This window comes from Mesorhizobium sp. B2-6-1, from assembly GCF_006440475.1.
Lineage (GTDB): Bacteria > Pseudomonadota > Alphaproteobacteria > Rhizobiales > Rhizobiaceae > Mesorhizobium.
Genome location: NZ_VFUH01000008.1, coordinates 18974 through 40374, shown reverse-complemented (window position 1 = coordinate 40374; position 21401 = coordinate 18974). Strand labels below are relative to the sequence as shown.

Annotated in this window: 19 protein-coding genes and 1 riboswitch; of the genes, 8 read left to right on the top strand and 11 right to left on the bottom strand. The window is 62.9% G+C overall.

Features of this window, described 5'->3' with window-relative positions; translation table 11 throughout:
* Positions 1–17: 17 nt before the first annotated feature.
* The 8 genes from gcvH to FJ443_RS17460 form a co-directional block, all read right to left on the bottom strand.
* Complete coding sequence (gene gcvH / locus FJ443_RS17495; protein WP_140495853.1) at positions 18–386, bottom strand: glycine cleavage system protein GcvH; 369 nt, start codon at positions 384–386, stop codon at positions 18–20.
* A 7-nt stretch (positions 387–393) separates the two neighbouring features.
* Positions 394–1491 carry a glycine cleavage system aminomethyltransferase GcvT gene (gcvT, locus tag FJ443_RS17490; protein WP_140517019.1) on the bottom strand — a complete coding sequence of 366 codons (1098 nt, stop codon included), beginning with the start codon at positions 1489–1491 and terminating at the stop codon, positions 394–396.
* Between the two features lie 148 nt (positions 1492–1639).
* A riboswitch (glycine riboswitch) is annotated at positions 1640–1726 on the bottom strand.
* A 103-nt stretch (positions 1727–1829) separates the two neighbouring features.
* Positions 1830–2621: a molybdopterin-binding protein gene (locus FJ443_RS17485; protein WP_140665067.1), complete on the bottom strand. Its 792-nt coding sequence runs from the start codon at positions 2619–2621 to the stop codon at positions 1830–1832.
* Position 2622: 1 nt separating this feature from the next.
* A complete protein-coding gene (locus FJ443_RS17480; protein WP_140564213.1) occupies positions 2623–3504 on the bottom strand; it encodes a cytochrome b/b6 domain-containing protein in 882 nt (293 codons plus the stop codon).
* 116 nt (positions 3505–3620) lie between these two features.
* Positions 3621–4298 carry a DUF1345 domain-containing protein gene (locus tag FJ443_RS17475; protein ID WP_140633496.1) on the bottom strand — a complete coding sequence of 226 codons (678 nt, stop codon included), beginning with the start codon at positions 4296–4298 and terminating at the stop codon, positions 3621–3623.
* 25 nt (positions 4299–4323) lie between these two features.
* The gene (locus FJ443_RS17470) at positions 4324–4791 is read right to left on the bottom strand and encodes a YaiI/YqxD family protein (protein WP_140495857.1); all 468 of its coding nucleotides are present in this window, start codon (positions 4789–4791) and stop codon (positions 4324–4326) included.
* Between the two features lie 64 nt (positions 4792–4855).
* Positions 4856–5425: an S-(hydroxymethyl)glutathione synthase gene (gfa, locus tag FJ443_RS17465; RefSeq protein WP_140665063.1), complete on the bottom strand. Its 570-nt coding sequence runs from the start codon at positions 5423–5425 to the stop codon at positions 4856–4858.
* Between the two features lie 65 nt (positions 5426–5490).
* Positions 5491–6618, bottom strand: a complete 1128-nt coding sequence (locus tag FJ443_RS17460) for an S-(hydroxymethyl)glutathione dehydrogenase/class III alcohol dehydrogenase (RefSeq protein ID WP_140665060.1) — start codon at positions 6616–6618, stop codon at positions 5491–5493.
* Positions 6619–6820: 202 nt separating this feature from the next.
* On the opposite strand from FJ443_RS17460, the gene FJ443_RS17455 reads away from it, so the two are divergent.
* The 3 genes from FJ443_RS17455 (at position 6821) to FJ443_RS17445 (ending at position 13345) form a co-directional block, all read left to right on the top strand.
* Positions 6821–8833 carry an acetyl/propionyl/methylcrotonyl-CoA carboxylase subunit alpha gene (locus FJ443_RS17455; RefSeq protein WP_140665056.1) on the top strand — a complete coding sequence of 671 codons (2013 nt, stop codon included), beginning with the start codon at positions 6821–6823 and terminating at the stop codon, positions 8831–8833.
* Between the two features lie 113 nt (positions 8834–8946).
* Positions 8947–12474 (top strand): DNA polymerase III subunit alpha, encoded by a 3528-nt coding sequence (gene dnaE / locus FJ443_RS17450; RefSeq protein ID WP_140562435.1) that lies wholly within the window; start codon positions 8947–8949, stop codon positions 12472–12474.
* A gap of 67 nt (positions 12475–12541) precedes the next feature.
* Entirely contained in the window at positions 12542–13345 is an 804-nt protein-coding gene (locus tag FJ443_RS17445) for a potassium channel family protein (RefSeq protein ID WP_140665053.1), read from the top strand.
* A 17-nt stretch (positions 13346–13362) separates the two neighbouring features.
* Here FJ443_RS17445 and FJ443_RS17440 read toward each other — a convergent pair whose 3' ends face one another.
* Positions 13363–14244 carry a DMT family transporter gene (locus tag FJ443_RS17440; protein WP_140501527.1) on the bottom strand — a complete coding sequence of 294 codons (882 nt, stop codon included), beginning with the start codon at positions 14242–14244 and terminating at the stop codon, positions 13363–13365.
* A gap of 179 nt (positions 14245–14423) precedes the next feature.
* On the opposite strand from FJ443_RS17440, the gene FJ443_RS17435 reads away from it, so the two are divergent.
* Positions 14424–14930, top strand: a complete 507-nt coding sequence (locus FJ443_RS17435; RefSeq protein ID WP_140665050.1) for a hypothetical protein — start codon at positions 14424–14426, stop codon at positions 14928–14930.
* Between the two features lie 23 nt (positions 14931–14953).
* Here the strand turns inward: FJ443_RS17435 and FJ443_RS17430 are convergent, their stop codons facing one another.
* Positions 14954–16282: a DNA polymerase IV gene (locus tag FJ443_RS17430; RefSeq protein WP_140665047.1), complete on the bottom strand. Its 1329-nt coding sequence runs from the start codon at positions 16280–16282 to the stop codon at positions 14954–14956.
* A 65-nt stretch (positions 16283–16347) separates the two neighbouring features.
* Here FJ443_RS17430 and FJ443_RS17425 point away from each other — a divergent pair, with 65 nt between their 5' ends.
* Positions 16348–16935, top strand: coding sequence for a GNAT family N-acetyltransferase (locus FJ443_RS17425; protein WP_140518294.1), 588 nt, complete (start codon positions 16348–16350; stop codon positions 16933–16935).
* A 94-nt stretch (positions 16936–17029) separates the two neighbouring features.
* Positions 17030–18532, top strand: coding sequence for a hypothetical protein (locus FJ443_RS17420; protein ID WP_140665306.1), 1503 nt, complete (start codon positions 17030–17032; stop codon positions 18530–18532).
* 146 nt (positions 18533–18678) lie between these two features.
* Here FJ443_RS17420 and FJ443_RS17415 read toward each other — a convergent pair whose 3' ends face one another.
* Positions 18679–18978, bottom strand: a complete 300-nt coding sequence (locus FJ443_RS17415) for a DUF3572 domain-containing protein (RefSeq protein WP_140501536.1) — start codon at positions 18976–18978, stop codon at positions 18679–18681.
* 236 nt (positions 18979–19214) lie between these two features.
* On the opposite strand from FJ443_RS17415, the gene FJ443_RS17410 reads away from it, so the two are divergent.
* Complete coding sequence (locus tag FJ443_RS17410; RefSeq protein ID WP_140501538.1) at positions 19215–19586, top strand: response regulator; 372 nt, start codon at positions 19215–19217, stop codon at positions 19584–19586.
* A gap of 33 nt (positions 19587–19619) precedes the next feature.
* Entirely contained in the window at positions 19620–20993 is a 1374-nt protein-coding gene (locus FJ443_RS17405) for a PleD family two-component system response regulator (protein WP_140562440.1), read from the top strand.
* Positions 20994–21401: the final 408 nt, after the last annotated feature.

Below are 21401 nucleotides of genomic sequence, written 5' to 3'. Positions count from 1 at the left end.
GTCAATGCGTCCTGATTTCAGCCGATATGGGCTTTGTAGGCGGCCTCATCCATGAGGCTGGCGAGCTGGCTTTCGTCGGCAAGCTTCATTTTCCATAGCCACCCGGCGCCGGTCGCCGCCGAATTGACCAGCGACGGATCGGACGACAGCGTTGCGTTGGCCTCGGTGATCTCGCCGTCGACCGGCGCGTAGACGTCGGAGGCCGCCTTGACGGATTCGACCACGACGGCGGTGTCGCCCTTGGCGAGCTTCTTGCCTGTTTCGGGCAGTTCGACGAAGACGAGGTCGCCCAGCTGCTCCTGCGCGTAGTCGGTGATCCCGACGGTGGCGATGCCGCCCTCGACGCTGAGCCACTCGTGATCGGCGGTGAAATAGGTCTTTGCCATCTGAAAATTATCCTTTGCGGTAGCGATGCGGGAGGAAGGGCAGGGAAGAAACGTCGACGGGAATCTTCGTTCCGCGCACGTCGGCGAAAACCCGAGTTCCGGGTTTCGCCAAGGGCGTCGGGACATAACCCATGGCGACGGGATGGCCGGCAGACGGGCCGAAACCGCCCGAGGTTACGTGGCCGGCGGGATTGCCGTCGGCGTCAAAGAGCGTGGCGCCGGCGCGCACCGGCTGGCGGGCATCCGGCCTCAGGCCGACGCGCTTCTGAGCGGAGCCGCGCTCGACGGCGGTGCGCAGCGCGTCGGCGCCGATAAACGTGCCGTTCGCGCGGATGTCCTTCGGGATGGCCCACATCAGCGCCGCGCTTGCCGGATCGGTTTGCGCGGTGATGTCCTGGCCGTGCAGGCAGAGGCCGGCTTCCAGCCGCAGGCTGTCACGGGCGGCAAGGCCGATCCACAGCACGCGCTCGTCTTCGAGCAGCTTCGCCACGAGACCGCGCGCGTCTGCCTCAGGCAGGCCGATCTCAAACCCGTCCTCGCCGGTGTAGCCGGACCGGCTCATGAACCAGTTCTTTCGCGGTTCGATGCCATGCATGAACAGCAGCGACCCGGTCTCGATACCGGCGCGCGAAAGTGCCGCCCAGGCCTCGGGACCCTGGATGGCGAGGAAGACCCGGTCGAGCGGTTCGACCTTGACATCGAAGCCGGTCGCAAGCTCGCGCAAATGCTTCTCGTCGGCGATCGCGTTGCCGGCATTCGCGACGACCATGAAGTTGGTATCGCCCAGCCGGGTGACGATCAGATCGTCCAGGATCCCCGCGGCCTCGTTCAGGAAAAATGTCAGCTTCGACTGTGAGATTTCGAGCGCGCCCGCATCGAGCGGACAGGCAAGGTTGAGCAGGGGAATCGCGCCCGGCCCGATGACCTTGAACAGTTTCATGTGCGAGATGTCGAACAGGCCCGCATGTTCGCGGGTGTGAAGATGCTCCTTCATGACGCCGGCCGGGTAGGTCAGCGGCATCGACCAGCCGGCAAAGGCGCCAAAGCGCGCACCGGCAGCTGCGTGGATGTCTTCGAGAGGAAGGTGTTTGGTGTCGCCCGTCATGTGTTCTCCAGAGTCGCACGCAATCGGTCGCGAATGGCGACCAGTCCGTGCCCCTCTGTCTGAAGCCTGAGAGACTCGCGCCCCGTAACTCTGTCGGCAGCGCTTACACCTTCGGCGCGGGGGCAGGCCCCGACTTTCCAGAGTGTCTTTCCCGTCTACGGTTCTTTTGCCTGAGAGATTTCGGGCGATTTCCCCTTCGGCGACAGCTCTCGCTGCTCTCTCCCGCAAACAGGTAGGGCTCGCAAAAGCCCTCGACTCGTCATCCATAGCCCGTCAACGACGGATTGTCACCTGCATGCGACGTGCAAAATAAAATGGCGGCATCGTGCCGATTGCGATCAGATCCCGCCATACCAGTCGTAGCCATTGTCTTCCCAATAACCGCCCCGTCCGCCTCCTAAGGCGGCGAAGCCGTCGACCAGCTCGATCTTGTAGAGATATTTCGGCATCTTGTAGCCGAGCTGGCGCTCGACCCGGACACGCAGCGGCGCGCCGTTCTCGACCGGCAGCGGCTTGCCGTTGACGCCGTAGGCCAGGATCGTCTGCGGGTGGCGGGCGTCGATGAGGTCGATGCTGCCGTAATATTTGATGTCGCCCGAGAGGCTGCGGTCGATCGTGTCCAGGCAATGGAACATGACGTAGCGCGCCTCGGGTTTGACCACCGCCTGGTCGAGGACCAGCGACAGCGGCGTGCCGGTCCATTTGGCGATACAGCTCCAGCCTTCGACACAATCATGGCGGGTGATCTGCGTTCGGCTCGGCATGTTCATGAGCTGCTCGCGGGTCAGCGACAGCGGCTTTTCGACCAGACCCGAAACCTCCAGCCGCCAGTCTGCGAAGTTGTTGGCGAGCAGGGCCTTGTAGGTATCGTCGTCGGGTGACGTCACGCCGTTGGGGCGCATCGGCTGACGGATATCGGCTTCAGTGAACTCCGGCGCCAGCGAATCGCGGCCCGCGAGCAGACGTTGCGCGCGATGTGTGAGATCGTTGGCGTTTTCGAGGAAGCTGCGCAGGCCGTCGCCCACGCCGAGCTGGCTGTCGAAAGCATCGCAGCCGGAAAGCGTGATGCCGGAAAGGCCAAGGCTGGCCGCGGTCAGGAATTTCCTGCGGTTGATCTCGAATTTTGCCATGTCAGGCGCTCCTTTCGGAGGATTTTGCGTGATGGGCCGGCGGATCGGTCCGATACCATCCAGTGACGATCGAGCGCAGTTCGTTGATCGGGCCGGCGGCGACGATCATCAGAATATGGATGGTGAAGAAGGCGACCAGCAGCACCATGACGGTGAAATGGATGGTGCGCGCCGTCTGCCGGCCGCCGAGCAGGTCGTTGAGGAACGGCAGCACCGAATTCATGCTTGGCGACATTGCGAGCCCCGTGAGGATCATCAGCGGCAACAGCACGAACAGCACGCCGCCATAGGCCATTTTCTGCAGCGTGTTGTATTCGCGCGTGTGGTGGAATTTCAGCCTGGCGTGATTGGCGATATCTTGCGGTAGGCGCCTGAGATCGTCCAGGCGAGGGGCGAGGTCACGTCTGATGTGGCCGTTGACCAGGCTGGCGACCAGCCACACAAGCAGCGTCGTCGTCAGTACCCAGGCGAAGAAGAAATGCACGACGCGTGCCGTGCCGAGGTCGTAGTATGACGGGATCGTCGCCCAGGACGGGAAAGCGCGGGGCGTCTCTTGTCCTGCCGGCCCAGACCAGCCGAGCACGCCGGTCGTGTCGAAGCGGTGTCCGAGGATTTCGGTATAGCCGCGCGGCCCGGCATTCGTATTCTCGGCGCCGATAGCGAAGACGGTGTTGTTGTAGTCGAAGCCGGACTGCTTGCCGAGATAGAGCTGCGGGCGGGCGTTGAAGATCTGGAGGCCGGAAAGCAGCATGAAGAAGAGCGAGATGGCCCACAGCCAGTGCGTCAGCCGCGTCCAGGCCGATTGCCGGTAGATCAATGTCGTGGCCTTCGTAGCGTCACTGTCCGCGCTGGCGGCGGGTTGGTTCATGGCAACCGATTCCATCTGGTCTCGCTTCCTGGCCGTTCCATCCGGCGCGGCCGCTGTCTGCATCATTCTCCTCCTGATACGTCGCCAGCCAAGCCGATGTTTCATCGATCACGAAAATATCAGATCGAAGCTCAAGGGCCGCCCAGGCTGACGGCGAGATTGACGGCGGCGGCGACGATGACCGTGTTGAAGAAGAACGACAGGATCGAATGAACAAGCACGACGCGGCGCATATGGGTTGTCGAGATGTTGGTGTCGGCGGTCTGCGCCGTCATGCCGATGACCGTCGAGAAGTACAGAAAATCCCAGCCTTCCGGCCGTTTGTCGCCGGGGAACAGCAAGCCGCCGACCGGGATTTTCTTCTTGGTTCCGGCATCGACCAGGTCGCCGTCCATCCAGTACACATGCGCATAGTGCAATGCCGCCATGGCGTGGATGGTGAACCAGCCGAGGGGAATCGATAGCAGCGCGAAGCCGAGCTCCATCGCGTTCGAACTGCCTTTCTGGTTGATCAACTGGAACAATGCTGTGATGGCAACGCCGACGACGACCAGCGTGACGGCGAAGATGACCAGCACAGGCTGGTCGGTGTCACGCGCATTCTTGCTGAGATAGATGCCGGTGAATTTGGGCATCTGGGCGACCACCAGCGTGACATAGGCGGCAAAAAAGGCGTTGGCGCCGATCGAATAAGCGAGCGGCGCGTGAAGCAGCAACGCCAGCAGAAGCGCAAAGACGCCGACACAAGCCGACACCGCGAACAGCATGTGCCGGTGCATGGGCGTGCTGGAGGGGATTTCGGCGGCCATGATGGTTCCGAATGGCGCTGGGCTTCTACTGCGGTGTGGCGGATTTTAGAGCGCGCCGCAAGATGCGGTCGAGTTCGCCGAGAAACCGCGAGCGGTCTTGCGGTGCGAAGCTGGCATTGTAGCCCTTGCTTTCACCGGTCTCGCGCAAATGCTGCTTCAAGTCGCGCATCGCCACCGCCATGCCGATCGTTTCCGGCGTGAAGGGACGTCCGGTCGGCCCCAATACATGGGCCCCGAGCGCCACCGTGCGTGCGGCCAGTGGAATGTCTGCGGTCACCACGATGTCGTTGGGTTTTGCGTTTTCGACGATCCAGTCGTCGGCGGCGTCGGCACCCTTGGACACGACGACATTGCGGATCATGGGGTCGCGGGAGGGGCGCAGGCCGCCATTGGAAACATAGGTGACGACGACGCCGTGGCGCTCGGCAACTTTTTCGACTTCGGCTTTGACCGGGCAAGCGTCTGCGTCGACGAGGATGGCGGGTGCGGGCATTGTCTCTCCAAATGAGCATGGGGCCGGCAACCCGTCCGGCCCCATGCCTCAAATCTCATGGTCGTCAGGCCGGAAGCGCTCCCGACCTCTTGGCGGTCCAGGTGGCGATATAGTCCATCAGGCCGGGGTTGAGGCAGTCATAAGGTTCGAGGCCGATCGATTTCAGTTGGCCGCGAATGCCGTCCATGCGGCTCGGGTCGACACCGGATTCGATGATCGAGGAGACAAAGGCGGTAAAGCCCGGCGGCGACCAGCCATCCTCCTCGAAGCGCTCGGGATGGATGAAGGACAGGCCCTTGAACGGATGGTCGCGCTCGACGGGTCCATACATGTGGACGCCGCAGCCGGTGCAGGCATGGCGCTGGATCAACGCGCTCGGGTCCACCACCTTCAGCTTGTCGCCGTTCTCGGCGACGGTGACGTCGCCGGTACCGGCTACCGCCACCACCGAGAACACCGCCCCTTCGGGCTTCCAGCATTTGGTGCAGCCGCAAGCGTGGTTGTGGGCGATCTGGCCCTTGACCTTCACCTTGACCGGATTGCTGGTACAGGCGCAGACCAGCGTGCCGCCGGTAAAGCTCGCACTCTCCCTGGGCAGACCATTGTCGATTTTCGGATGCAGTTTTTCCGCCATGCTTTTCTCCTCCCATTTTTGGCCACAGAGGTCGCGGGCCCGTTGCCCGCGGCGTGTGGCCGCCCTCAGTAAACCACGACACTCCTGATCGACTTGCCCTCATGCATGAGGTCGAACCCCTTGTTGATGTCCTCGAGCTTGAGCGTGTGGGTGATCATCGGGTCGATCTCGATCTTGCCGTCCATGTACCAGTCGACGATCCTGGGCACGTCGGTGCGGCCGCGCGCGCCGCCGAAGGCGGTGCCCATCCAGGTCCGCCCGGTGACCAGCTGGAAGGGCCGCGTCGAGATCTCCTGGCCGGCGCCCGCCACACCGATGACCACCGACTTGCCCCAGCCGCGATGCGAAGCCTCCAGCGCCTGGCGCATCACCTTGGTGTTGCCGGTGCAGTCGAACGTGTAGTCGGCGCCGCCGATCTGGTCGGCGCCGCGCTTGGTCATGTTGACGAGATGGGGAACGATGTCGCCGTCGATCTCCTTCGGATTGACGAAATGCGTCATGCCGAAGCGCTCGCCCCAGGCTCGTCTGTCGTTGTTGAGATCGACGCCGATGATCATGTCGGCGCCGGCAAGTTTTAGGCCCTGGATGACGTTCAGCCCGATGCCGCCGAGGCCGAAGACCACCGCGGTCGCGCCTTGCTCGACCTTGGCGGTGTTGATGACCGCGCCCACGCCGGTGGTCACCCCGCAGCCGATGTAGCAGATCTTGTCGAAGGGCGCGTCGGGATTGACTTTGGCAACGGCGATCTCCGGCAGCACGGTGAAATTGGAGAAGGTCGAGCAGCCCATATAGTGAAACAATTTTTCGCCCCCGATCGAGAAGCGCGAGGTGCCGTCAGGCATCAGGCCCTGGCCCTGCGTGGCGCGGATGGCGGTGCACAGATTGGTCTTGCGCGACAAACACGACGGGCACTGCTGGCATTCGGGCGTATAGAGCGGGATCACATGGTCGCCCTTTTTGACCGAGGTGACGCCCTTGCCGACATCGACCACCACGCCGGCGCCCTCATGGCCGAGGATGGCCGGGAACAGGCCCTCGGGATCGGCGCCCGACAGCGTGAACTCGTCGGTGTGGCAGATGCCGGTCGCCTTGATCTCGACCAGCACCTCGCCCTCGCGCGGACCGTCAAGGTCGACCTCCATGATCTCAAGCGGCTTTCCGGCGGCAACGGCAACGGCGGCGCGGGTTTTCATCTGGCAATCCTCCAACGCGATTTTGCGCTCAGGCTTTCAGGTTTTGGCCTGCTCATCAACCGCCAGATGAGACGAAATATCGGCTTTCTTGACGCAGGTAGCACACCCTTGACCGCAGGCGTTCGCGCCACGCACACGGTACTTGAGACATGGTGACATAATCCATAGAACTGGACCGTCCGCCGGAGGGGAATTTGCCCGCATGTTCACCAAAATCCTGATCGCCAACCGTGGCGAGATAGCCTGCCGCGTCATCAAGACCGCGCGCAAGATGGGCATCGCCACGGTCGCTGTCTATTCCGACGCCGATCGCGATGCCGTGCATGTCGAGATGGCCGACGAGGCGGTGCATATCGGACCGTCGCCAGCCGCGCAGAGCTATCTCGTGCCCGAGAAAATCATCGCGGCGTGCAAGGCGACCGGCGCTCAGGCCGTGCATCCCGGCTATGGCTTCCTGTCCGAGCGCGCATCCTTCTGCGAGGCGCTGGAGAAGGAGGGCATCGTCTTCATCGGGCCGAAGCCGAAGGCCATCAAGGCGATGGGCGACAAAATCGAATCGAAGAAATTCGCCAACGCCGCCAATGTTTCGACGGTTCCCGGCTGGCTCGGCGTCATCGAGAACGCCGACCACGCGGAGAAGATCGCCGGAGAGATCGGCTATCCCGTGATGATCAAGGCCTCGGCCGGCGGCGGCGGCAAGGGCATGCGCATCGCTTGGAACCAGGCCGAGGTGCGCGACGGCTTCGACCGCGCGCGCTCGGAGGCCAAGAGCTCGTTCGGCGACGACCGCGTCTTCATCGAGAAGTTCATCGTCGATCCACGCCACATCGAGATCCAGGTGCTGGCCGACGCGCATGGCAACGCGCTCTATCTCGGCGAGCGCGAATGCTCGATCCAGCGCCGCAACCAGAAGGTGGCCGAGGAGGCGCCATCGCCTTTCCTCGATGCCAGGACGCGCAAGGCCATGGGCGAGCAGTCGGTGGCGCTGGCCAGGGCCGTCGACTACCAGAGCGCCGGCACGGTGGAATTCATCGTCGACGCTGAGAAAAACTTCTATTTCCTTGAAATGAATACACGATTGCAGGTCGAGCATCCGGTGACCGAGCTTGTCACCGGTATCGATCTGGTCGAGCAGATGATCCGTGTGGCCGCCGGCGAGAAGCTCGCCTTGAAGCAAAGCGACGTGAAACTGAATGGCTGGGCGGTGGAGAGCCGGCTCTATGCCGAGGATCCGTATCGCAATTTCCTGCCGTCGATCGGCCGCCTGACGCGCTATCGACCGCCGCAGGAAGGGCAAGTCGGCGACGTCATCATCCGCAACGACACCGGCGTCACCGAGGGATCGGAGATTTCGATGTTCTACGACCCGATGATTGCCAAGCTGTGCACCTGGGCGCCGACCCGGCTGGAGGCAATCGACGCGATGTCCGAAGCGTTGGACAGTTTTGTCGTCGACGGCATCGAGCACAACATCCCTTTTCTGGCGGCGCTCATGCAGCATCCGCGCTGGCGGGAAGGGCGGATTTCGACCGGATTCATCGCGGAGGAATATCCCGACGGCTTTGCGCCGATCCTGCCCGACCATGACGACAAGGCCGTGTTGGCGGCGGTCGCCACCGTGGTCGAACTGCTGCGCCGCGACCGACTCGACCGGCTGGGCGGGCGCTTGGCGCCGCATTCGGGGGCACTCAAGCGTGACTGGGTGGTGAAAATTGGCAAGGACTATCTGTCCGCGTCCATCCTGGAGGGCATGATCTCCATTCCGATGGAAGTCGACTTGTCCATCGAGGGCGGCAAGCCGCTGACGGTTTCGTCGGCCTGGCGGCCGGGCGAACTGGTCTGGCGCGGCAGCGTCGGCGGGCACGAAATGGTGGCGCAACTGCGCCCCGCGCCAAACGGCCTTCGCATCGCCTGGAAAGGGCTTTCGGTGACGGCGCGCGCCATGCTGCCGCGCATTGCCGTGCTGGAAAGGCTGATGCCGGAAAAGCTGGCGCCCGACACGTCCAACCTGCTGCTATGTCCCATGCCCGGCCTCGTCGTTTCGATCGCCGTCGCCGAAGGCCAGGAGGTCAAGGCCGGCGAGACTCTGGCCGTCGTCGAGGCGATGAAGATGGAGAACGTGCTGCGCGCCGAGCGCGATCTCGTGGTGGCGAAACTCAACGTCAAGCCGGGCGACAGCCTGGCCGTCGACGCGGTGATCATGGAATTCGCCTGAAGCGAGGGCGGGCGGAAGCCTGTGGCCGATGTTCGTTTGTGCTGGACTGGCATCGCCCGGTGCCGGACAATACATCTTGATCGACTCAAGTCCTTCGGGAAACGCGAAAAACCATGGCGGATGACAGACTTCCACGCGACCCCTTGCTGCGCGAAGCGGCAGTGAAGGCGGCGGCGCCAGAAGCGCCGGCGCGTCCTTTCGTGCATCTTCGCGTCCACTCGGCCTATTCGCTGCTGGAAGGCGCGCTCCAACTCGGCAAGATCGTCGGCCATGCGGTCAAGGACGAGTGTCCGGCAATCGCGGTCACCGACACCAACAATCTGTTCGGCGCGCTCGAATTCGCGCAGAAGGCGGTGAAGGACGGCATCCAGCCGATCATCGGCTGCCAGATCGCGCTCGCCTTTTCCGGCGAGAATGTCGACGGCCAGCGCGACCGCCGGCGGCAGGGGCCCGAGATGCGGCCAGTCGTGCTTATCGCGGCGACCGAGGCCGGCTATTCCAATCTGGTCAGGCTGGTGAGCCGCGTCTATCTGGAGACGCCGCCCGGCGAGGCGGTGCATCTGACCAGCGAGATGCTGGAGGGCCAGACCGACGGGTTGATCTGCCTCAGCGGCGGTCCCCGCGGCCCTATCGGCGCGGCTCTGAAGGAGGATCGACGCGATCTCGCGGAGACCCGGCTGTCGACCCTGAAAGCCCTGTTCGGCGATCGGCTCTATGTCGAACTGGAACGAGTTTCCGGTTACGACCGGCTGATAGAACATTCCACGATCGATCTCGCCTATGCCCACGAACTACCGCTCGTCGCCACCAACGAGGCGTTCTTCTCCTCGCGCGACGATTATGACGCGCATGATGCGCTGATCGCCATAGCGGAGGGCTCGGTCGTCGCCGTGGACAATCGCCGCCGGCTTTCACCGGATAACTTCCTGCGTAGCCAGGCTGAGATGGCAGCGTTGTTCGCCGATCTGCCGGAAGCGATCGACAACACGGTCGAGATCGCGTTGCGCTGCTCCTACTATCCGAAAACCCGCAGCCCGATCCTGCCGCGCTTTACCGGCGGCGACGCGTCGGACAAGGACGCAGCCGAGAAGGCCGAGGCCGCCGAACTTGCCCGCCAGGCGCGTGAAGGGCTGGAGGCCCGGCTTGCCGCGCACGGACCGACGCCGGGCTATACGGTCGAGCAATACCGCGAGAGGCTCGAGTTCGAGCTCGGCATCATCGAGAAGATGAAATTCCCAGGCTACTTCCTGATCGTTGCCGACTTCATCAAATGGGCCAAGTCGCAAGGCATTCCAGTCGGGCCGGGGCGCGGCTCGGGTGCGGGCTCGCTGGTCGCCTATTCCACCACCATCACCGACATCGATCCGCTGCGTTTCTCGCTGCTGTTCGAGCGCTTCCTCAATCCGGACCGCGTGTCGATGCCCGATTTCGACATCGACTTCTGCCAGGACCGCCGCGAAGAGGTGATCCGCTATGTCCAGCAGAAATATGGACGCGACCAGGTCGGCCAGATCATCACCTTTGGAACGCTGCAAGCCCGCGCCGTGCTGCGCGACGTCGGTCGCGTGCTGCAAATGCCTTACGGCCAGGTCGACAAGCTGTCCAAGATGGTGCCGCAGAACCCGGCCAATCCGGTAAAACTGGCGGACGCCATCGCCAACGAGCCGCGTTTTGCCGAGGAGGCCGAAAAGGAGCCGATCGTCCAGACGCTGCTCGACATGGCACAGAAGCTGGAAGGGCTTTATCGCCATGCGTCGACGCACGCCGCCGGCATCGTCATCGGCGACCGGCCGCTGTCGGAGCTGGTGCCGATGTACCGCGATCCTCGTTCGGACATGCCGGTCACCCAGTTCAACATGAAATATGTCGAGCAGGCCGGGCTGGTGAAGTTCGACTTTCTCGGCCTGAAGACGCTGACGGTGCTGGAGACGGCGGTGAAGCTGATACGCCGCCGCGGCATCGACATCGATCTTGCGACGATACCGCTCGACGACCCCGAGACCTACGCCATGCTGTCGCGCGGCGAAGTGGTCGGCGTGTTCCAGGTGGAAAGTGCCGGCATGCGCAAGGCGCTGATCGGCATGCGGCCCGACTGCATCGAGGACATCATCGCGCTGGTGGCGCTGTACCGGCCGGGGCCGATGGAGAACATCCCGACCTACAACGCCAGGAAGCACGGCGAGGAGGAGATGGCGTCGATCCATCCCAAGATCGACCATCTGGTGAAGGAGACGCAAGGCGTCATCGTCTACCAGGAACAGGTGATGCAGATCGCGCAGGAATTGTCCGGCTATTCGCTGGGCGAAGCCGATCTTTTGCGCCGCGCCATGGGCAAGAAGATCCGCGCGGAGATGGACAAGCAGCGTGAGCGCTTCGTCTCGGGCGCGGTCGAGCGCGGCGTGGCCAAGCCGCAGGCCGACTTCATCTTCGACCTGCTAGCCAAGTTCGCCGACTACGGTTTCAACAAATCGCACGCGGCCGCATACGCCGTCGTCTCCTACCAGACCGCCTATCTCAAGGCGCATTATCCGGTCGAGTTCCTGGCGGCGTCGATGACGCTCGACATGGGAAACACCGACAAGCTCGCGGATTTCCGCCAGGATGCGCTGCGCCTCGGCATCGAGGTGGTGGCACCGTCGGTGATATCAAGCTTTCGTCCCTTCGAGGTCGGCGAGAACCGCATCTACTATTCGATGGCCGCGCTCAAGGGAGTCGGCGACGCGGCGGTGGAGCATATCGTCGCCATGCGCGGCGAGAAGCCGTTCAAGAGCCTGGCCGATTTCTGCGAGAGGGTCGATCCGAAAATCGTCGGCAAGCGCGTCTTCGAAAGCCTGATCATGGCCGGAGCGCTAGACTGTTTCGGCCATGACCGCGCCGCGATGATGGCTGGCGTCGAGCGGATGATGGGGCTGGCGTCACTGGCGCAGCAGAACGCCGTCTCAGGCCAGGCCGACATTTTCGGCGCGTCTCTAGGGGCACAGTCGCAGGCGCTCAACTTGCCCGTGACCGAACCGTGGCTCGCCGCCGACCGCCTGCACCGCGAATTCCAGGTGGTCGGTTTCTATCTCTCCGCCCATCCGCTGGACGAGTACAAGGCGGCGCTGCAGAAGATGCGGGTGCAGAACTGGGCGGAGTTTTCGGCCGCGGTCAAGCGCGGTGCCACCGCAGGGCGCCTCGCCGGCACCGTGACCACCAAGCAGGAGCGCAAGACGCGGACCGGCAACAAGATGGGCGTGGTGCAGTTCTCGGACACGTCCGGCCAGTATGAGGCGGTACTGTTTTCCGAAGGATTGGCGCAGTATCGCGACATGCTGGAGCCGGGCCGCTCCGTGGTCATCACCGTGGCGGCGGAGGACAGGCCGGAGGGCGTCAACCTGCGCATCCAGACCGTGCAGTCGCTTGAGGACGAGGCCAGCCGCATCCAGAAGGCGCTGCGCATCTTCGTCAGAAACGATGCGCCTGCCTCGATCATTCAGTCGCAGCTTACCCAGCGCGGTGAAAGTCAGGTGAGCATCATCGTTATCAAGGAAGAAGCGCAGGGCGAGGTGGAGATTGCCCTGCAGGGGGGCTACCGCGTCTCGCCGCAAATCGCCTCGGCGATGCGCGCCGTGCCAGGCGTGGTCGAAGTGGAGCTGGTGTGATCGCCCCTTCAGGGGACTGGTGGCAATCCGCCGGGCGGCATCCGCCGCTCAAGTCACCGCAATTGCCATGAAGACGAAAGACAGCGACGGATTGCAGGACCGTTCCACAATGGCGCGGCTGCGCGACACGCTGCGCAAGCTCTACCACGGCCGCACGCCGGCGGCTTTTCGTTTTCAGCTGGTTGCGGTCATCATCGACCTTGCCATCATTGCCTTCTTCATCGCTACGCCCGTCATCCAGCAGTCGGCCTCATTCCTGTGGCTCGACTATACGGTGGCGGCTCTGGTCGCCGCCGACCTGGTTGCCAGGCTGCTTGCCTCGAACGACATGCTGCGGCTGATGAAGCAGCCGACCTCCTGGGTGGACATTTTCATCCTTTTGACGCTGCTGATGCCGACCGCGCTCGCCAATCTCGGCTTTCTGCGCATTCTGCGGCTGTGGTCGCTGTCGCGCAGCGGTTCGCTCTGGCGGCATTTCGAGATGCAGGGCCTGCGGCCCTGGCGCGAAGCGAGCCACGCGGTGATCAATCTCTTGACGTTCCTCTTCGTGATCACCGGTTTCGTCTACACGTTCTTCTTCCGCAGCGGAGCGGGGCTGGAAAGCTACATCGACGCGCTTTACTTCACCGTCGCGACGGTGACCACGACCGGGTTCGGCGACATCGTGCTGCCGGGAATGGCGGGGAAACTGACGGCGATCGTGACCATGATCATCGGCATATCGCTGTTCGTCAGGCTGGCGCAGGCGATCTTCCGACCGGCCAAGGTGTTCTTTCCCTGTCCGCAATGCGGCCTGCAACGGCACGAGCCGGACGCCGTTCACTGCAAGGCCTGCGGCCACCTCCTCAACATACCCGACAGCGGTGATTGAGGGGCGATTGAGGCGCGCTACGATGCCGCCGCTTGCGCCGGCTTTGGCTGCCGGCGCTGCAGGTTGAGCATATTGCCCATCAGGATCAGCAATGCCCCGCCTGCGGTGAAGGCGTCGATCTGCTCCTGGTAGAGCAGCCAGCCGATCAATGCCGACAGCGGCACGCGCAGGAAATCCATCGGCGAAATGACGGTGGCATCGGCGTAGCTCAGCGCCCAGGCCATGCAGAAATGCGACGACATGCCGGTGAAGGCGATCAGCAGAATCCACGGCCACAGCTCGAGCGACGGGTTGCGCCATTCGTAGAGCGCCGGGACCAGGCCGAGCACCGACTGGATGATCAACATCCAGAAGATGATTCGCACAACGCTGTCGGTCCGCGTCAGCGACTTGACCAGGACCAGCGAGATGCCGAAGCACATTGCCGCGCCCAGCACGACCAGATGTCCCGGATCGACCGAGCCGACGCCTGGGCGCACGATGATCACGACACCGATCAGCCCGAGCGCCACGGCGCCGAGCTTCGGCCGGGTGAGCCTTTCGCCGAGAAAGGTGACCGCAAGGATCGCCGTCCAGATCGGCGTCGTGAATTCGATCGAGATCAGCACCGCCAAAGGGATCAGCGTCAGGGCGTAGAGCCACGCCGCCTGGCCGGTATAGTGAACCACGTTGCGCGTGACATGGGCGAGGGGGCGCCCAGTGCGCATGGCGGCAAAGCCGCCATTTTGCATGACCAGCGGCAGCAGGATGAAAAAGCCGATCACCGAGCGCAGCTCCAGCACCTGGAAAACGTTGAGCTCGGCCGTGGTGGCGCGGCCCGCGACCGACATCGCCAGGAACGAGGCGATCGACAGCGCCATCCAGAACGCGGCCTTGGGGATGGAAGGGGTGGGTGCCATTTCCGCTATGTCGCAGGCCGTGGCTTTTGCCGCAACCGCTAGCAGCCGCATTCTTCTGGGCCAGCCGGATGTTGCAAAACAGTCATGTTGAAGGCGGAACCTGGCACGGCAGGGGGCGTTGAGTTCCGAACATCGGAAGTGCTTCGCAGGTGCCTTTCAATGTCGATAGGAGAATTTCGATGAGATCATTTGCGCAATTTGCGCTTGCTGGCTGCCTGTTGGTCACGGCAGGCGCGGCACGTGCCGACGAGTCCAGATTTCTCCAGTCGTTCAAGGGCAATTTCACCGGCAAGGGCATCGTCAAGGTGACTACCGACGCGCCGACGGTGAATGTGTCCTGCACGTTCAGGTCAAACGCGACGTCGACCTCATTGTCGCTCGATGGCAATTGCCGAGGGCTTATCGTGGTGACGCGCGCCATCAGCGCGGACCTGAGGACTGCCGGAGCGAAATATAGCGGCACTTATGTCGGGTCTCGTACCGGGCCTGCGCAATTGAACGGCACCCGTTCGGGCAACGCGATCAATCTCGGCATCCGTTGGGCCAAGGAGGTCAATGGTGACCGAAAGGCGCAGATGAAGGTCGAGAAACGAGGCGAGAACGGCATGCGGCTGACGGTGATCGACACTGATCCGAAAACCGGCAAGAGCATGGTGACAAGCAGGATCGATCTGCAGCGCACCTAAATCTCGACAGCTGATATCCATTATCAGTCTTCCAGCGGCTCTGGCGGGTGGGTGTCGCGGCCTTTGCCGAACGTATAGCCGGTTTCCACCGCCTTGCGGCCGAACTTGTCGCGCAGCGCGTCGATGGCGCCTTCGGCCATGGCCCGCTTGCGCGACCGGATATCGACCAGATCGGGCGGATCGGCCTTGTCATCGGCGGAAAGATCGCTGACGCCGATGCCGAGCAGCCGGTATTTGGTGCCGTCGGTTTCCTTGCGCAGCAGCTCGACCCCGGTCGAAAAGATACGGTCGGCGAGCCGGGTCGGGTCGCCGAGCTGGCGGTTGCGGGTGCGGATCTTGAAATCCTGCGTCTTCAGCTTGAGCACCACCGTGCGCCCGGCGATGCCGGATTTCTTCAGCCGCGCCGAGACCTTTTCCGAAAGGCCCCGCAGCACCGAGACCAGCTCGTCCAGCGAAGCGATATCGGTGTCGAAAGTGGTTTCGGCCGATACGCTCTTGGCGTCCTGGTCGGGATCGACGCGGCGGACGTCCTCGCCGCGCGAGAGCCGGTAAAGCCGGTCGCCCATCACGCCATAGCGGCGCATGAGGTCGCCACGGTCCATCTTCTGGAGCTGGCCGATGGTGCGGATGCCGTCCTGCTCGAGCGTGGCGTTGAATGCCTTGCCGACCCCCCAGATCATGCTCACCGGCTGTGCGGCGAGGAAACCCACGGCTTCCGCTTCGCCGATGACCGAGAAGCCGCGCGGTTTGCGGAAATCCGACGCCACCTTAGCCAGGAACTTGCAGTAGGACAGACCTGACGAAACGGTGATGCCGATCTCCTTCTCGACGGCCAGCGCGAAACGGGCCAGCACCACCGCCGGCGGCAGGCCGTGCAGCCGTTCGGTTCCGGCAAGGTCGAGAAACGCCTCGTCGATCGAGAGCGGCTCGACCAGCGGCGTCAGCGCCTGCATCATCGCGCGCACCTCGCGCCCGACGACCACGTATTTTTCCATATTGGGCGGGATAACCACCGCTTCGGGGCAAGCCTCGAGCGCCTTGAACATGGGCATGGCGGAACGCACGCCCCTTATCCGGGCGATGTAGCAGGCGGTGGAGACGACGCCGCGCTTGCCGCCGCCGATGATCAGCGGCTTGTCCTTCAGCGCCGGGTTGTCGCGTTTTTCGATTGCCGCATAGAAAGCGTCGCAGTCGATATGGGCCAGATGCAGCCGGTACAGCTCGGGATGACGGGCAAGCCTGGGGCTGCCGCATCGCTCGCAGCGCCTGGCGTCGCTGCGCTGAAAGGCCAGGCAGTCGCGGCAGAAACCGTGATCAGGATTATTGACAGGAGCCGCCATCGCTGCGAACATAAAGAGAACAAACACAATGGTACGACAGTGCAAGGCTAGCGACAAGCTTGGCCTGGGGAGAACGCATGAGCACGACCATAGTGCCGCTGGCGCCTGAGCTCTGGCCTGAATTCGAAGATCTCTTCGGCAAGCAGGGCGCCTGCTACGGCTGCTGGTGCACGCATTTCCGGCTGGCGCCGGCGGCTCGTCGCGAAAGCAGCCGCGAACGCAACAAAGACCACATCAGGGCGCGCATCGAAGCAGGCCCGCCACCGGGCATGCTGGCGTTCGAGGACGGCAAGGCAGTCGGCTGGATGCAGATCGGGCCGCGCGCCGACGTGCCCGAGTGGAACAACCGGGGCCGGGGCTCGGCTCCGGTCGATCCCGCGGACGCATCGGATCCGAGCGTCTGGGCAATTTCCTGTTTCTTCATCCGCGCCAAGGCACGGGGCCGGGGCATCAGCCATCGCCTGGTCGAAGGCGGCATCGATTTCGCCCGCAGGAACGGCGCGCGAATGGTGGAAGCCTGCCCGATAGACCTGTCGAAGGATTCACGCTCCATCGGGCTGTTCGTGGGCTCGTCGCGCGTGTTCGAGAAGGCCGGGTTCGAGCGGCTCCTGGAACGCAAGGCGGGCCGGCCGTTGATGCGGCTGGTGCTGGAGCCGAGCGCCTGAACTTCGCCGTCTTGCAGTTGTGACGGTCTTTCCCTACCAGAAGTAGGAGACGATTTTGCCTTTTCGACCAAACGGAGAATTCTACGTGAACCGGATGTTGCCAATCGCCTTTACCGCGCTTCTGCTCAGCGCGCCCGCTTTCGGCCAGAGCGTCGACAGCCAGGGTGCGAAGCAGCTATCCGAGAACCTGTCCCGCTATGTCGGCAAACAGGCCCTCGACAAGGGCATCCTGAAGGTCTCGGTCGAAGGCGGCGCCTACAAGATCATGTTCGATTTCAAGGCGCTCGCCGGCACCTTGCCCGACCAGAAGCTGTTGAAATTCGACTTTGCGCCCTACGCCCTGCTGGTCAAGCCGCGCAGCGACGGGACCTGGGATGTCTCGATGGATCTTTCGCACAGCGCCTCCTTCGAGTTCAACGGGCCACAGGGGCTGCAGAGCACGCAATTTTCTATCAAGGACGGTAAGGGTTCCGGTGTCTACGACCCCAATCTGGCGGCCTTTACCAGCGGCACCAGTTCGATGGCGGGCATGACGATGGTGTCGCAAGATGCCAAGCAGCACATGGAAGTCAGCGCCGACGGCGGCACCGCGACCATGGCCGCCACCAAGGCTGCCAATGGCGGGGTCGATTTCGCGTTGTCGCAAAAAGTGTCGAACTTTGTCGAGGCGATCAAATTCGACGATCCCGAAAGCGGACTGAAATTCCCGGTCACCGTCAAATCACCGGAACTGTCGGTGGATGCCAAAGGCAAGGGCGTGCAGACCAAGCCGCTGCTCGATCTCCTGGCATTTGCCGTCGCCAATGAGAATGAAGCCACGCTGAAAGCCAACCAGGCGCAGCTCAAATCGCTTCTGCTCGCCGCGCTTCCTGTGTGGGAGCGCATCGACGGGACATACGGGTTCAAGAATTTCGCGGTCGAGAGCCCGGTCGGCACGTTCGGCGCGGCGCAGCTCAGCACCGCCTTCGGAATGGATGGCGTCGCCCACAGCGGTACGCTCGGCTACGGGATCAAGGCGTCGGGGTTGACCGTGCCGCAGCAGCTTCTGCCGAGCTGGAGCATGGCGCTGCTGCCGACCGATATCGACCTGAACTTCGGCGGCGCCAATATCGATCTCGACAGCATGGCGAAGAAGGCAATCGAAGCCTTTGATCTTAACAAGAACCCGCCGCTGTCGGCCGAATTCGGAGAGCAGCTCAAAACCGACTTCATGGCCAAGACGCCGAAGGTCGTCATTGGCCATAGCACCATCAAGAACAAGGATACCGAAATTGCCTTGGAAGGCGAAATGACTTTTCCTGGCGAGAAGCCGGAAGCCAATGTGACGGTGGACGTGGCCGGCTTCGACAAGATCGTCGAGGGCTTGCAGGAAGCGGCGAAATCGGAACCGGAGGTGGCGCAGTACGTGCCTGTGGCCCTGATGGTGAAAGGGTTCGGCAAGACCTTGACGGACGGCCGCATGGAATGGGTCGTCAACGCCAAGCCGGACGGTTCGGTCATTGTCAATGGCGTCATGCTGAAGCCGGCCGATCCTGCCGAGGACGACAGCATTGACGATGGCGGCGACGAGACGGACCAGGCGGATCCGACACCGTAGCCACTCGGCTCACCAAAGCGCGTCGCCTTCGAACGGATTGGCGCGACGCGCCTCAAGCCTTCGTTTTATGCTTGTCGCTCAAACCGGGCGACAAGAGTCAGACTTCGCTCGACCTGGCGATCGGGGCGCCGCCTTGGGATCGTCACTCATATGGAATGCTCGTGGTTATCGTCGCCCAGCGGCAGCGCGCGCAACGCCTTGCCGACGGAGGCCGGTGGCGTGCCGGTTTCCTCAGCAAAACGCAGCAATGTGGGTTCGTGGGCGAGAACGAACTGCAGCACACCGGCCAGAAATCCCGGCTCGCCGGCAGCTTTGCGGATCGAATGCGCCTCGATGCCGGTGATCGCCAGGAAGCGAGGCAGCAGTTCGGGATCAGAGGCGACGAAGGCCAGAGCCTTCACGGCAATGGTTTCGGCCTCTTCGCGCATTGACGCTGCGTTTGCCATCACTACCTTTCAGGGTATGCGGAATGTGAGTCTCTTCCGCAGTAATGGCAAGCGTCGCTTGCGGCAAGTCGTTACCTCTTCAGTGCGGGACCCGAGGTGGAAACGGAGCAGCTTTTCTCGCCGCAGGTTTCCGTTTCGTCAATCATATTGCCGTAGAGTCGACCAGGGTTTGGTGCGTCCCGGAAGGGCGCATAACGGCCGCGTTCGAGCGAAACAGCGGCCGGGACGGGATATCGATGCCTAAGAAGGTCATGATCGTCGAGGACAATGAGCTCAACATGAAGCTCTTTCGGGACCTCATCGAAGCAAGCGGTTACGAGACAGTTCGCACCCGCAACGGTCTGGAAGCGCTCGATCTGGCGCGTCAGCACCGGCCGGATCTCATTTTGATGGACATCCAGTTGCCTGAAGTGTCTGGGCTGGAGGTGACGAAATGGCTGAAGGAAGACGACGACCTGCACGTCATCCCGGTCATTGCCGTCACCGCCTTCGCGATGAAGGGCGACGAGGAGCGCATCCGCCAGGGCGGCTGCGAGGCTTATATCTCCAAGCCGATCTCGGTGCCGCGCTTCATCGAAACCATCAAGTCTTACCTGGGTGATTCCTGATGCACCTTGCCGCCAAAGCCGGAGCCTTGTGAAATGACCGCTCGGATTCTCGTCGTCGACGACATCCCTGCCAATGTCAGGCTGCTGGAGGTTCGGCTGCTGGCCGAATATTTCGAGGTGTTGACCGCCACCAACGGCCCGGATGCGATCGAGACCTGCGAGAACGGCAAGGTCGACGTCGTGCTGCTCGACGTCATGATGCCGGACATGGACGGCTTCGAGGTCTGCCGCCGCCTGAAGAGCGATCCGGCGACGTCGCATATTCCAGTGGTAATGATCACCGCACTCGACCAGGTTTCCGACAGGGTGCGCGGGCTTGAGGTCGGCGCCGACGATTTCCTGACCAAACCCGTCAACGACCTGCAACTGATGACGCGCGTCAAGAGCCTCGTCAGGCTGAAGTCGCTGACCGACGAGTTGCGGCTGCGCGCTTCGACCACGCGCAACATCGGCATCGAAGAGTTGCTCAGCCGCAATTTCGCCTCCGAGGACACGACGCCGAAAGTGCTTCTGATCGATGAGCGCAAATCGTCGATCGAGCGCGTCCAGAAGATGCTGCGCGACTGTGCTGACCTGGATGTCGCCAGCGATCCGCATGCCGGCTTCTTCCAGGCGGCGGAGACGCCCTATGAATGCGTGATGATCTCGACGAGCTTCGCCGATTTCGATCCGCTTCGGCTCTGCTCGCAACTGCGCTCGCTCGATCGCACACGCTTCCTGCCGATCATCCTGCTGGCGGAGGAGGGCGAGGAGGAGCGCATCATCCGTGGTCTCGAACTCGGCATCAACGACTATCTGATGCGGCCTATCGACCAGCAGGAACTGACGGCGCGGTTGCGCACCCAGGTGCGCCGCAAGCGCTACAACGACCAATTGCGCGCCAGCGTGACGCAGACGATCGAAATGGCGGTGACCGACGGGCTGACCGGGCTGCACAACCGCCGCTATCTCGACAGCCATCTCCAGACGCTGTTCGACCGCGCCGTGGCGCGGCGTCGGCCGCTGTCGGTGATGATCACCGACCTCGATCGCTTCAAGTCGATTAACGACACGCACGGCCATGACGGTGGCGACGAGGTGCTGCGGGAATTCGCGCGGCGGCTGCGCAAGAACGTGCGCGGCATCGATCTGGCCTGCCGGTTCGGCGGTGAGGAGTTCGTAGTGGTCATGCCTGACACCGATGGAGCGATCGCCGAAAAGGTGGCCGAACGCATCCGCGCCGAAATCGCCCAGATGCCGTTCGTCATCGGGCCTGACGGCAAGGCCATCGAGGTCACCGTCAGCGTCGGCGTGTCGTCGGTGCTGAAGGGGGTGGATACGGTGGCGGCGCTGATGAAACGCGCCGATCTGGCGCTCTATGAAGCCAAGAGCGGTGGCCGCAACCGCGTCGTCGCCAAGGCTGCCTGACGGACCGGGTAAGAGTATCCGTCAATCCGGCAAGGTTACCCATTTACCTTAATCCAAGCGATTCACGAGGCTTGGTTAAGAAACTGTTGATTTTCATAAGCTCTTGCGCAAATGTGCGGCCACAGACAGAGCGACGCCGGCACGAGGACAGACAGCCGGGTCGATCAAAAAATACCCCATGATGCTCAGGTCCGCCGCATCTCCTGGGTCCGTGGGGTCGGCCGGCCGGCGCTGGCACATAGTGGCCTCCTCGTACCGCTGCCAAACGCCGACCGGCCCCCTTTCAAAATAGCATCAGGATTCTGCGCCAAGCTCCGGATATGAGGAGCTTTTTGCGCACAGGATATCGACAGCATTTGGACTGTAAAAGGCGAGCCACGATGTGAAGAGCTGCGGCGCACGCTCTCT